The organism is Paraburkholderia fungorum (assembly GCF_902833645.1).
GTDB lineage: Bacteria > Pseudomonadota > Gammaproteobacteria > Burkholderiales > Burkholderiaceae > Paraburkholderia > Paraburkholderia fungorum.
This window is the reverse complement of record NZ_CADFGE010000017.1, coordinates 143865-156284: the sequence shown is the minus strand read 5'-3', so window position 1 is coordinate 156284 and position 12420 is coordinate 143865. Positions and strand designations below refer to the sequence as shown.

The following is a 12420-nucleotide window of genomic DNA, read 5'->3' as shown; positions in this document are numbered from 1 at the left end:
TGGGCCCGGCGTGTCACGCGTGCGAAGCGTGTGGCATTAGCGCGCGACCTTTGATTGAGTAGCAGGAACACCAAGACCTTATGACGGAAACCGTAGCACTCAAGATCGTACAGCGCATCGCCGCCGAACTGTCCGTCCAGCCGCGCCAGGTCGCGGCCGCGGTGCAACTTCTCGACGAAGGAGCGACTGTTCCGTTCATCGCCCGCTACCGGAAGGAAGTGACCGACAATCTCGACGACACGCAACTGCGTAACCTCGAGGAACGCCTGCTGTATCTGCGCGAACTGGAAGACCGGCGCGCCACGATCGTCGCCAGCATCGACGAACAGGGCAAACTCACCGACGAGCTGCGCGCCGCGATCGAAGGCGCCGACAGCAAGCAGGTGCTGGAAGACCTGTATCTCCCTTATAAGCCGAAGCGCCGCACGCGCGCGCAGATCGCCCGCGAAGCCGGCCTGCAGCCGCTCGCCGACGCCTTGCTGGCCAACCCGCTGCTCGACCCGCAAACCGAAGCCGCAGCCTACGTGGACGCCGAAAAAGGCGTGGCCGACGTCAAGGCCGCGCTCGACGGCGCGCGCGACATTCTCTCCGAGCAGTTCGGCGAAACCGCCGAACTGCTCGGCAAGCTGCGCGACTACCTGTTCAACCAGGGCGTGGTGTCGTCGAAAGTGGTCGAAGGCAAGGAACACGCGGAAGAAGAAAAATTCCGCGACTACTACGACTATGCGGAAACCATCAGGACCGTGCCGTCGCATCGCGCGCTGGCCCTGTTCCGCGGCCGCAATGCCGGCGTGCTGATGGTCAAGCTCGGGCTCGGCGAGGAGCTCGACGCGCAGGTTCCGCATCCGGGCGAAGCGTTGATCGCCCGCCACTTCGGCATCGCCAATCAGAACCGCCCGGCCGACAAGTGGCTCGCCGACGTGTGCCGCTGGTGCTGGCGCGTGAAGGTGCAGCCGCACATCGAAAACGAGCTGCTGACCAATCTGCGCGACGAAGCCGAACACGAAGCAATTCGCGTGTTTGCGCGCAATCTGAAGGATCTGTTGCTCGCCGCGCCCGCCGGGCCGAAGGCCGTGATCGGCCTCGATCCGGGCATGCGCACCGGCGTGAAAGTCGCGGTAGTCGATCGGACCGGCAAGGTGCTTGCCACCGACGTGATCTATCCGCACGAGCCGCGCCGCGACTGGGACGGCTCGATCGCGAAACTGGCGCGCCTCTGCGCGCAGACTCAGGCTGAGTTGATCAGTATCGGCAACGGCACGGCATCGCGCGAAACGGACAAGCTCGCGAGCGAACTGATCGCGCGTCATCCGGAGTTCAAGCTGCAGAAGATCGTTGTGTCGGAAGCCGGCGCGTCGGTGTACTCGGCCTCCGAACTCGCGGCGAAGGAATTCCCGGACATGGACGTGTCGCTGCGTGGCGCCGTGTCGATTGCGCGCCGTCTGCAGGACCCGCTCGCGGAACTGGTGAAGATCGAGCCGAAGGCAATCGGCGTCGGCCAGTATCAGCACGACGTGAATCAACGCGAACTGGCCCGCTCGCTCGATGCGGTGGTCGAGGATTGCGTGAACGCGGTCGGTGTGGACGCCAACACGGCATCGGTCGCCTTGCTGGCGCGCGTGTCGGGTCTGAACGCCACGCTGGCTCGCAACATCGTCGACTATCGCGATGCAAACGGTCCGTTCCCGTCGCGCGAACATCTGCGCAAGGTGCCGCGCCTCGGCGACAAGACCTTCGAGCAGGCCGCCGGATTCCTGCGCATCAACAATGGCGAAAATCCGCTCGATCGCTCGTCGGTTCACCCGGAAGCCTATCCGGTCGTGGAACGCATCCTCGCGAAGATCAGCAAGCATGTCGGCGAAGTGCTCGGCAATCGCGACGCGCTGCGTGGCCTGTCGCCAGCGGAATTCGTCGACGAACGTTTCGGTCTGCCGACCGTGCGCGACATTCTGCTGGAACTCGAGAAGCCGGGCCGCGACCCGCGCCCCGAGTTCAAGACCGCGACCTTCCGTGAAGGCGTCGAGAAGGTCAGCGACCTGACGCCGGGCATGGTGCTGGAAGGTGTCGTGACGAACGTGGCGGCCTTCGGCGCGTTCATCGACATCGGCGTGCATCAGGACGGCCTGGTGCACGTGTCGGCGATGTCGACGAAGTTCATCAAGGACCCGCACGAAGTGGTCAAGGCCGGCCAGATCGTCAAGGTGAAGGTGCTGGAAGTCGATGTGAAGCGCCAGCGTATCGCGCTGACCATGCGTCTGGACGACGAGTTCGGCGCGGCAGCCGCGCCGCGCAGCGGGGGCGGCGCCCAGCAGGATCGTGGCCGCTCCGGCGGCGGTGGACGCGGTGCGCAACAACAGCGCTCGCGCGAACCGGAAGCAGGCGGTGCAATGGCGGCCGCGTTCGCCAAGCTCAAGCAGAAGTAAGCGGATCCGTCAGTGCGCGATTCCATCGCGCACTGACGTTCACGAGCGCCGGCTAAGCGGCAATAAAAAAGCCCACGCAAATTGCGTGGGCTTTTTTTATCGCATGCCGGTTGCGGCACCCCGGCTTGCGAGGTGCAGGTGAACCTGGGTCCGCGTTCAGATCTCGATCTTCGTTCCCAACTCCACCACCCGATTGGCCGGAATACTGAAGAAATCGGTCGGTTTGGCGGCATTCTGATGCATCCAGGCGAACACACGTTCGCGCCACACCGACATGCCCGGCAACTGCGTCGGCACGACCGTTTCGCGAGCGAGGAAGAACGACGTGTCCATCAACTCGAACGTCATGTCGTGCGTGCGGCCGACTTCGAGCAACACAGCCTTCACGTCAGGCGTTTCGTTGAAACCGTACGCCGCCTTGACGAGGAACAAGCCGCCGTCGAGATCCTTCACCGTCACGCGTTCCGCGTCATTCACATACGGGATATCGAGCGTCACAAAGGTCAGGAAAATCGTGCGCTCATGCAGCACCTTGTTGTGCTTCAGGTTGTGCAGCAAGCTCACCGGCACAAGCGAATCGCTGCCAGTCAGATAGATCGCCGTACCCGACACGCGGTGCGGCGGATGCGCGAGCAGGCCTTGCAGGAACGGCATCAGCGGAATACCGTCGGCCGCCGTGCGTTCCTTGACGATCATCCGGCCCTTGAACCAGGTCATCAGCAGGAAGAACAGAAGCGCGCCGATGCCAAGCGGCAGCCAGCCACCCTCCGCCACCTTGAGCAGATTGGCGCCGAAAAAGCCGAGGTCGACCGCCATGAATACGCCAATGATCAACGCCACGAGGAACTTGTTCCATTTCCACACGTTCACCATCACGACGCAGGCGAGGATCGTGGTGATCACCATGGTGGCCGTCACCGCGATACCGTAAGCGGCGGCGAGGTTATCCGAGCTCTTGAACGCAATCACGATGCACAGAATGATGAACAGCAACATCCAGTTCACCACTGGCACGTAGATCTGGCCGATCGCCAGTTCCGACGTGTGCAGGATCTTCATGCGCGGCACGTAGCCGAGCTGGATCGCCTGACTCGTCAAAGAGTAGGCGCCGGAGATCACCGCCTGCGACGCGATCACGGTCGCCACCGTCGACAGCACCACGAGCGGCAGCAGCGCCCAATCCGGCGCGAGCAGGAAGAACGGGTTTTCGATCGCCTTCGGGTCGTGCATCAGCAACGCTCCCTGCCCGAAATAGTTCAGCACCAGCGAAGGCATCACAAGGAAATACCAGGCCATGCGAATTGGCTTGGCGCCGAAATGGCCCATGTCGGCGTACAGCGCTTCGGCGCCGGTCAGCACCAGCACGACCGAGCCGAGCACCACATAAGCCTGCAACACGTGCGCGGCCATGAAGGTATAGGCGTAGTACGGGTTCAGCGCGCGGATCACGTTCGGCGACTGCAGGATATGCCACAGGCCCAGCGCGGCGAGCACCAGGAACCACAGCACCATGATCGGACCGAACAGGCGGCCGACCGTAGCCGTTCCGTGCCGCTGAATCCAGAACAGCAGCACGAGGATGATCATCGTGAGCGGCAGCACCAGATGGGACAGATTGGGCGCAGCGATCTCCAGGCCTTCGACCGCCGAGATCACCGAAATGGCCGGCGTAATCACCGCGTCGCCATAGAACATGCAGGCGCCGAAGATACCCAGCATCATCAGCAAGCCGGCCATCTTCGATTTTTGATCGATGGAGCGCAGCGCCAGCGCCATCAGCGCGAGAACACCGCCCTCGCCGTTGTTATCGGCGCGCATCACGAACAACACATACTTGACGCCGACCACGATCATGATCGCCCAGAACAGCAGCGAGATCACGCCCAGGATCGACTGATCGGTCAGAGGAATGCCATGTGAAGGGCTGAACGCCTCTTTCAGCGAGTACAACGGGCTCGTGCCGATATCGCCGAACACCACCCCAATCGCGGCAATCGCGAGGGAAGGCAGGGGCTGTTTGTGCACGTGATTGTTATCTGTCATAAACGCGAGAAAATCCGTTCCCTGAGCGGAAAAAACGACCGCTATTTTAAACTGCCCGTCTGACGCCGCCCGGCTTGTTGTGGATACACCACGCGGATGGTCCGCGAAGTGTAGCACTGCGATTTGGGCACGTCTGCTACGTCAGACGTTTCACGAGGGCAGGTGCGCGCGTTCCGCGAAGCGCCAGCGCAAAACCTACGCGACGGACACGCAGCGCACAAAAAAAAACGGAGCCCGGTCGGGCTCCGTTTTGCAGGTACTGCACGGGATACGACGCAACAGGTATGGCGTCGTAACTCGCATCACGTGCCCGACGACTCCTGCTGCATACCGCGCTTGATCCACGCGCCGAGATTGTGCGGACGAACCGTGTCCCATTCCTCGAACGGCTGGTGAATCCACGGATTGGTGGGCAGATACTGCACGTGGTAGTCGGGCTTCACTTTCGAACAACCCTTGTACCAGAGCACCGCCGAACGTACCGCGGTGATCGCCGGATAGCGTTCCTTCAGATGTTGCTGCACACGTGCCAGCGTCACACCGGAATCGACCAGATCGTCGACCAGCAGCACGTTGCCGTGCAATTCGCCGCGCGTCATCGTGATGTATTGCGCGATGTCGAGTTCGCCCTGCTCCGTGCCGGCCGCTTCGCGATACGAACTGGTGGCGAGAATCGCCAACGGCAGATCGTAAATACGCGAAAGCTGATCGCCGACGCGCAAACCGCCGCGCGCGAGACACAGGATCTTGTCGAACTTCCAGCCCGACTCGTGCACCTGCAACGCCAGCAGTTCGATCAGCCGGTGATACTCGTCCCAGCCGACCCACAGGTTCTTGTCGTCGTTGCGCGGATCTTTCATCGCAATCATGGGTACACCTTGAACCATGGCTTAAACCTTGAACGGATGACGGAGCAGAATCGTTTCGTCGCGATCCGGACCGGTCGACACCATGTCGATCGGAATACCCGCGACTTCCTGCACACGGGTCAGATACGCACGCGCGCTGGCCGGCAGCTTGTCCCACTGCGTGATGCCGACGGTGCTTTCCTTCCAACCGGGGAAAGTTTCGTACACCGGCACGCAACGCGCGACTTCCGACGCGCCACGCGGCAGCAGATCGACCGGCTTGCCGTCGACCGTGTAGCCGACGCACAGCTTCACTTCGTCGAGGCCGTCGAGCACGTCGAGCTTGGTCATGCAAAGACCCGACACACCGTTGATCTGGATCGAACGGCGCAGCGCGGCGGCGTCGAGCCAGCCCGTGCGGCGCGGACGGCCGGTGACCGAACCGAATTCCTTGCCGACGGTGGCCAGTTCGAGGCCGATCGCTTCCTGGCGCGCGGCGTTATCCGCGTCGTACAGTTCGCTCGGGAACGGGCCCGAACCGACGCGCGTGCAATACGCCTTGGTAATGCCGAGAATGTAGTTCAGCTTTTGCGGACCGACGCCCGCACCCGCGGTGGCCGCACCGGCCACGCAGTTGCTCGACGTGACGAACGGATAGGTGCCGTGGTCGATATCGAGCAGCGTGCCTTGCGCGCCTTCGAACAGCAGATTGTTGCCGGCGGCGTTTTCGTCGTACAGACGACGCGACACGTCGGTCACCATCGGCTTCAGACGGTCGGCGTAGCTCAGCATCGTGTCGAGCGTTTGCTGGAAGTCGACAGCTGCGACGCCCAGGTACTTGGTCAGCACGAAGTTGTGGTAATCGAGATTTTCACGCAGACGTTCGGCGAAGCTTTCCGGCTCGAACAGGTCTTGCACGCGCAGACCGCGGCGCGCCACCTTGTCTTCGTAGGCCGGGCCGATGCCACGGCCGGTGGTGCCGATCTTGCCCGCGCCACGACGCGCTTCGCGGCCCTGGTCGATCGCAATGTGATACGGCAGGATCAGGGTGGTGGCTTCGGAAATGAAGAGGCGATTCTGAACATCGACCCCGGCGGCTTCGAGCTCGCCAATTTCCTTGAACAGCGCTTCCGGCGACAACACGACGCCATTGCCGATGTAGCACGCGACGCCGGGATGCATGATGCCCGACGGAATCAGACGCAAGATGGTTTTCTTGCCGCCGATGATAAGCGTGTGACCGGCATTGTGACCGCCCTGGAAGCGAACGACGCCTTGAGCGTGGTCCGTCAGCCAGTCGACGATCTTGCCCTTGCCTTCATCACCCCATTGGGTTCCCACGACGACGACGTTACGCCCGGGGTTCACATTCACTGCGCTGGCAGACATGTTGTTTCGTAAGCTGGTTAAAAACGTATTCTACCTATGTTCGCGGAACCTTCCGAATTTTTCCGTTTCCGCTCAATGGTATGCACGTTATGGTGGGTATATCGAAAATAGCGCGGCGAGGAGCCGCGCCGGGTCCGGCGACGCTTTGGACGCCTTCAGAAATGCCCTTCGGTCGCCCCGCGAACGGTTTGACTATCCGGACTCAGTTTGGACTCAGGGCCGCGGTTCGACCACCCACGCGCCGTTGCGCTCGACCAACACGCGGTCGCACGCGAACTCGTCCAGATCGTGCTCGTGGCCAGGCAGTGCCTGGATCACGACTTCACCCGCATCGCGCAACGCCGCGACGCTCACGCGCAGCGCGTCGTCGTGTTGCCACGGCGCGAGAATCGCACTGCTACGGGCCTCGACAGGTGAAATACGGGCGACTTCGCGCAGATCGAGCGAGAAACCGGTTGCCGCGCGAGCGCGACCGTAGGCCTGGCCGACGTGGTCGTAACGGCCGCCGCGCGCAACCGCATTCGGCACACCATCGACATATGCCGAGAACATCACGCCGCTGTGGTAGGCATAGCCGCGCAAATCGGCCAGGTCGATCATGACTTCGGCGCCTTCCACCTGGCTCGCGAGGAACGCGAGGTCGTCGAGCGCGCGGGCAATCGCGGGTGCGTTCGGCAAGCGCGCGCGGGCTTCGTCGAGTACCGATGCGTCGCCGTAGAGCGTGGGAAGCGAGCGCAAAGCGTCGCGCGTGACCGGCGTGAGATTCGCGGTCAGTTCGACGAGGCGCGGCACGTCCTTGCCCGCCAACGCGTCGTAGAGCGATTGACCCAACTCGGCCGCCGCCGGCTCCGCTTCGATCAGCGCGGCGAGCACGCCCGCGTGACACAAGTCGAGCCGCACTTTCGCGAGGCCGGCCAGACGCAGTGCGTCGAGCATCAACTGCTGGATTTCCAGATCCGCCTCGAGGCCGGCGTGACCGTAGATTTCCGCGCCGATCTGAATCTGCTCACGCGTGGCGTGCAGGCCGCGCGGACGCGTATGCGCCACATTGCCGGCATAGCAGAGGCGCGTCACGCCCTGACGATTCAGCAAGTGCGCGTCGATACGCGCGACCTGCGGCGTAATGTCCGCGCGCAGACCGAGCGTGCGCCCGGACATCTGATCGACGAGCTTGAACGTGCGCAGATTCAGATCGTGGCCGCCGCCGGTGAGCAGCGACTCGATGTATTCGAGCAGCGGCGGCATCACCATCTCGTAGCCGTACGAGCGGAAACGGTCCAGCAAACGGCGCCGCAATTCTTCGATCTTGCGGGCTTCCGACGGCAGCACGTCGGCGATATTCTCGGGAAGTAACCAGGTCGACATCGATACAGTCCTACGACGTTGAACACGGCGACTGGGGCGCCGGTAAGTAAGTGTGAATGGCGGGCGACGGCTCTATTTTGGGGGCTGTAGCGGGCGTGGGGCCGCCCTTCCTTCGCAGCCCCTCGGCCAGCCACAGCGCTCGCTATTGCCGCGCCGCTGCCCGCAGCGCATTTCGCCAGTGCAACGGTACGCTGCGAAGCGCGTCGCGCAAACGCCCCGTCAGGTCACGATGAACAGCAGGATCAGTCCGAGCACCATCACGATCAGCCCGCCGATGCGAATCTGTTGGGGGGGCCGTTCCGCAATTTTACGGAACGTATCGCGCCAGGCGCTCGGAAAAACGAAGGGAAACATCCCTTCGATAATCAGCATCAATGCGATCGCGAGCAGTAACGAGCCGGCTATGTCCATGCGAATCAAGGGGCCGCGATGCGGATGCCGCGGCGTTCCGGTTATCAGTGTTTGCGCGGTGCCGCGGAAGCGTCCGGGGCTGCGCCGCCGGTCGGGCTACGCATGAAGCGGAAGAACTCGCTGCTCGGGTCGACCACGATCACGTCGCCCGGCTTGAAGGTGTTCCTGTATGCCTGCATGCTTTGATAAAACTGGTAGAACTGCGGGTCGCTACCGTACGCCGCGGCCGCGATTTCCGCTGCCTTGGCATCGCCCTCGCCCTTGATGGTCTGGGCCTGACGATAGCCGTCCGCGAGAATCGCCTGTTGCTGGCCGAGCGCGTCCGCCTTGATCTGATCAGCCTCGGCCGTACCCTTCGCACGTTCGTCGGCCGCCACCTGCTCGCGTGCGGCGATCATCCGCTTGTAGACTGAGTCGGCCATCGCCGCCGGGAAATCGACTCGCGTGAGTTGCACGTCGAGCACCGAAACGCCCAGCGATGCCGCGGCTTTGTCCATCGCGCCGCGGGCTTCGTCGGCAACGGCTTGCTGCTTCGCCAGCGCATCGGTCAGCGTGACCTTGCTGAACGCGTCGCCGAGCGCGCCGCGCGACAGCAGCGCCAGGCGGTCCGACAGGCTTTGCACATCGCCCTTGGTTTCGGCGAGCAGCTTCAGCGGATCGGTCACGCGGTATTTGATGACCGGGTTAGCCAGCAGATCGGTTTTGTCCGACGTGACGAAGCGGTCTTCATCCGGCGCGTCGAGCGACTGGATGCGGTTATCGACCAGCGTGAGCGTTTGCAACGGCGGCGGCAGCTTCACATGGAGGCCGGGCCCCAGCAATACGGGCGCGGTGTCGCCATGCGAGGACAGCACGGCCATATGCCGCTGGTCGACCACGAATACCATCGACGATGCGGCAAACAGCACGATGACTAAGGCGACGACGAGCGCAATGATCTTGTTCATGATGTGCGCTCCTTATTGAACGTCGTCTTCACGCATACGGCTGCGGAAGGAGTCGCGTGAACGGAGTGCGTCGCTGCTGGCGGCGGCCTGGCTGGCAGGCGTCGCGACCGCGGCGGGTGTGGAAGCAGCAGCGGAAGGCGCGGCGGCAGATGGTGCCGCGCTGCTCGTGCCTTGCGGGACGGCACCCGGCGCACCCGCCGATGCCGCTGCACCCGAAGCGGCCGCTGCCGCATCGGCGACGCGCTGGCGAGTCTGCTCGACCAGTTTATCGAGCGGCAGATACAGCACGTTGTTGCCGCTCTTGCTGTCCACAAACACCTTGGTCGTATTCGAGTAGATCTGCTGCATGGTTTCCAGGTACATACGCTCGCGAATCACAGCGGGCGCTTTCGAGTACTGCGCGTAGACCTGCTTGAAGCGTTCGGCGTCGCCTTGCGCCTGCGCCACGGTCTTATCGCTGTACGTTTTCGCTTCGTCGATCTGACGCGCGACGTCGGCCTGCGCGCGCGGCAGCAACTGGGCCGCATAGGCCTGCGCTTCGTTTTTGGCGCGCTCGTTGTCCTGACGCACCTTGGCGGCATCGTCGAAAGCGGCTTGCACCTGGTCAGGCACCTGCACGCCCTGGATCGTGACGCCGGTCACGGCGAGGCCGGACTGGTATTCATCCAGGGATTGCTGAATCGACGCCATCAGTTGCTGGCGAATTGCTTCGCGATCCTGATAGAGGATGTCGTTGGTGCTACGCGCGCCGACGATGTTGCGCACCGCGGCTTGCGCGGCCTGCATGACGCTCTGATCGGGATCGACGCTGCGGAAAAGATAGTCGGTCGGCTTGCTCACCTGATACTGCACGGCAAAGCGCACGTCGACGATATCGGCGTCGTGCGTGAGCATCGACGCGTCCTTCACGTTAGCGAGACGCACCACATTGTTACGGCCGACCTCCACCTGGCGGATCTGGCCGATATTGACGAGTTCATGCGCTTCGAACGGATACGGCAGACGCCAGTGAACGCCCTGCCCGGCCGTGTAGCGATACTTGCCGAACTGCATCACGACGCCGGCCTGGCCATCCTGCACGACGAACACGCCGCTGCCGAGATAGATCGCGATCAGCACGCCGATCACGATGCCTACGCCAATGCGCGCACCGCGACCGTTGTCCGGGCGGCCACCGCCCGCTCCGCCGCCCTTGCGACCGAACACCCGGCTCAGACGGCGGTTGAAATCGCGCCACATCTCGTCGAGATCGGGCGGACCTTCACCGTCCTTGGTCGACGGACGCTTGGGTTCGTTGGGCCGTTGGCGATCGCCATTGCCGTCGCCCCGGCCCCAGCGCGGATCGTTCAGTGAAAGCATGGCGCGCATGCGCAGCCAGATACTCCGCTCGTTGTAATCGTTCACCTGTGTTCGTTCACCAGAGTAGACAGCGGGTCAGTGCAATTGGAGCGGGTCAGTGCCCGAGTTCTGAGACCTTGCGGTCCTCGCGTGGTGCTGCCGACCGGTCTTCTTCCGACAGATCGACCAGCGTATCGGAGAGAGGTTCGGCAGTAGCGATTTCAGCGATGGCAGCGCGCAATGTATCCAGCCCTTGCCCCGTGCGCGCGCTCAAAAAGACGCGCGAAATATTACCATACTCATCCCGCTCGACCGCGTCCCCACGAGCCGCCAACTCCGGCACGGCGTCGATCTTGTTGAACACCAGCACCTGACGGATCGTGTCCGCACCGATTGCGTGCAACACCTCGTTCACCTGGTCGATCTGGTCGAGCCGCACGGCGCTCGACGCGTCGACCACATGCAGCAGCAGGTCGGCGTGGATGGTTTCTTCGAGGGTGGCGCGGAAAGCCGCCACCAGCTGGTGAGGCAATTCGCGGATGAAACCGACCGTGTCGGACACCACCACCTGGCCGGCTTCGTCGCCCAGATAGACGCGGCGCGACGTGGTATCCAGCGTGGCGAACAGCTGGTCGGCCGCGTACGCCTGGGCCTTCGTCAGCGCATTGAAAAGTGTGGATTTGCCCGCGTTCGTATAGCCGACGAGCGACACCGACATGGTCTGGTTACGACTGCGCGCGCGGCGCTGCGTGCCATGCTGACGGCGCAGCTTCTCGAGCCGGGTCTTGAGCGCCTTGATGCGCTCGCCGATCAAACGGCGGTCGGTCTCGAGCTGCGTTTCGCCTGGGCCGCGCAAACCGATACCGCCTTTCTGGCGTTCGAGGTGGGTCCATGCGCGGATTAGCCGCGTCGATAAGTACTGCAATTGAGCGAGCTCTACCTGCAGCTTGCCTTCGTGGCTGCGGGCGCGTTGCGCAAAAATATCGAGGATGAGGCTGGTGCGATCGATCACGCGGCGGTTAAGCGCCTGCTCCAGATTGCGCTGCTGCGCGGGAGCCAGTGCGTGATTGAAAATGACGAGTTCGATGTCGTTCGCCTCACACGCAAGACGCAGTTCTTCGGCCTTGCCGCTGCCGACGAACATCTTGGCGTCGGGACTGGACCGGCGCCCAGTGAGGGTGACTATGGGATTCGCGCCCGCGCTTTGCGCGAGCAGGCTGAGTTCTTCGAGACTGGCTTCGAAATCGATCTTACCGAAGTCGATGCCGACAAGCGCTGCATTGATCAAATTGGACGGTATCAAAATGAGGCGGCCGGGAGTAATCGCCAACGGGCGACGCTACGCCGGCCGCGACGGGGGTTAGGACTGTTCGGAATCCGGGTGGAAATTCACCGGACGGGCCGGCACGACAGTCGAAATGGCGTGCTTGTAGACCATCTGGGTGACCGTATTCCGGAGCAACACGACGTACTGGTCGAACGATTCGATGTTCCCTTGAAGCTTGATGCCGTTGACCAGGTAGATCGACACCGGCACATGCTCTTTACGCAGTGCGTTCAAAAACGGGTCTTGTAACAATTGCCCTTTGTTGCTCATAGCAAACTCCGTATTTTTTTGCAGGTTGACTGAATTGGCGACGAAGGAAAAAGGGATCC

General features: G+C 62.7%; 10 protein-coding genes. 1 reads left to right on the top strand and 9 read right to left on the bottom strand.

Annotated features, from left to right (window positions below; translation table 11 throughout):
- Positions 1 to 80 precede the first annotated feature (80 nt).
- The gene (locus HWX91_RS36775) at positions 81 to 2423 is read left to right on the top strand and encodes a Tex family protein (protein WP_028199543.1); all 2343 of its coding nucleotides are present in this window, start codon (positions 81 to 83) and stop codon (positions 2421 to 2423) included.
- A gap of 156 nt (positions 2424 to 2579) precedes the next feature.
- Here the strand turns inward: HWX91_RS36775 and HWX91_RS36770 are convergent, their stop codons facing one another.
- The 9 genes from HWX91_RS36770 to hfq form a co-directional block, all read right to left on the bottom strand.
- The gene (locus tag HWX91_RS36770) at positions 2580 to 4466 is read right to left on the bottom strand and encodes a potassium transporter Kup (RefSeq protein WP_028199542.1); all 1887 of its coding nucleotides are present in this window, start codon (positions 4464 to 4466) and stop codon (positions 2580 to 2582) included.
- A 302-nt stretch (positions 4467 to 4768) separates the two neighbouring features.
- Positions 4769 to 5353: a phosphoribosyltransferase gene (locus HWX91_RS36765; RefSeq protein WP_028199541.1), complete on the bottom strand. Its 585-nt coding sequence runs from the start codon at positions 5351 to 5353 to the stop codon at positions 4769 to 4771.
- Between the two features lie 3 nt (positions 5354 to 5356).
- Positions 5357 to 6703 carry an adenylosuccinate synthase gene (locus HWX91_RS36760; protein WP_028199540.1) on the bottom strand — a complete coding sequence of 449 codons (1347 nt, stop codon included), beginning with the start codon at positions 6701 to 6703 and terminating at the stop codon, positions 5357 to 5359.
- 213 nt (positions 6704 to 6916) lie between these two features.
- A complete protein-coding gene (locus HWX91_RS36755; RefSeq protein ID WP_028199539.1) occupies positions 6917 to 8068 on the bottom strand; it encodes an ATP phosphoribosyltransferase regulatory subunit in 1152 nt (383 codons plus the stop codon).
- A gap of 219 nt (positions 8069 to 8287) precedes the next feature.
- Positions 8288 to 8479 (bottom strand): DUF2065 domain-containing protein, encoded by a 192-nt coding sequence (locus tag HWX91_RS36750; RefSeq protein WP_028199538.1) that lies wholly within the window; start codon positions 8477 to 8479, stop codon positions 8288 to 8290.
- Positions 8480 to 8523: 44 nt separating this feature from the next.
- On the bottom strand, positions 8524 to 9426 hold the full coding sequence (gene hflC, locus HWX91_RS36745) for a protease modulator HflC (RefSeq protein WP_028199537.1): 903 nt from the start codon (positions 9424 to 9426) through the stop codon (positions 8524 to 8526).
- A gap of 12 nt (positions 9427 to 9438) precedes the next feature.
- Positions 9439 to 10830: an FtsH protease activity modulator HflK gene (gene hflK / locus HWX91_RS36740; RefSeq protein ID WP_028199536.1), complete on the bottom strand. Its 1392-nt coding sequence runs from the start codon at positions 10828 to 10830 to the stop codon at positions 9439 to 9441.
- Positions 10831 to 10879: 49 nt separating this feature from the next.
- Entirely contained in the window at positions 10880 to 12067 is a 1188-nt protein-coding gene (gene hflX / locus HWX91_RS36735) for a GTPase HflX (protein WP_028199535.1), read from the bottom strand.
- Positions 12068 to 12124: 57 nt separating this feature from the next.
- Positions 12125 to 12361: an RNA chaperone Hfq gene (gene hfq, locus HWX91_RS36730; protein ID WP_006051315.1), complete on the bottom strand. Its 237-nt coding sequence runs from the start codon at positions 12359 to 12361 to the stop codon at positions 12125 to 12127.
- Positions 12362 to 12420 lie beyond the last annotated feature (59 nt).

What these genes read in the sequence shown, in the direction of transcription:
- HWX91_RS36755 (WP_028199539.1), bottom strand. Translation starts at nt 8,068, where the DNA reads ATGTCGACCTGGTTACTTCCCGAGAATATCGCCGACGTGCTGCCGTCG.
- HWX91_RS36765 (WP_028199541.1), bottom strand. Translation starts at nt 5,353, where the DNA reads ATGGTTCAAGGTGTACCCATGATTGCGATGAAAGATCCGCGCAACGAC.
- hfq (WP_006051315.1), bottom strand. Translation starts at nt 12,361, where the DNA reads ATGAGCAACAAAGGGCAATTGTTACAAGACCCGTTTTTGAACGCACTG.
- HWX91_RS36750 (WP_028199538.1), bottom strand. Translation starts at nt 8,479, where the DNA reads ATGGACATAGCCGGCTCGTTACTGCTCGCGATCGCATTGATGCTGATT.
- HWX91_RS36770 (WP_028199542.1), bottom strand. Translation starts at nt 4,466, where the DNA reads ATGACAGATAACAATCACGTGCACAAACAGCCCCTGCCTTCCCTCGCG.
- hflC (WP_028199537.1), bottom strand. Translation starts at nt 9,426, where the DNA reads ATGAACAAGATCATTGCGCTCGTCGTCGCCTTAGTCATCGTGCTGTTT.
- HWX91_RS36760 (WP_028199540.1), bottom strand. Translation starts at nt 6,703, where the DNA reads ATGTCTGCCAGCGCAGTGAATGTGAACCCCGGGCGTAACGTCGTCGTC.
- HWX91_RS36775 (WP_028199543.1), top strand. Translation starts at nt 81, where the DNA reads ATGACGGAAACCGTAGCACTCAAGATCGTACAGCGCATCGCCGCCGAA.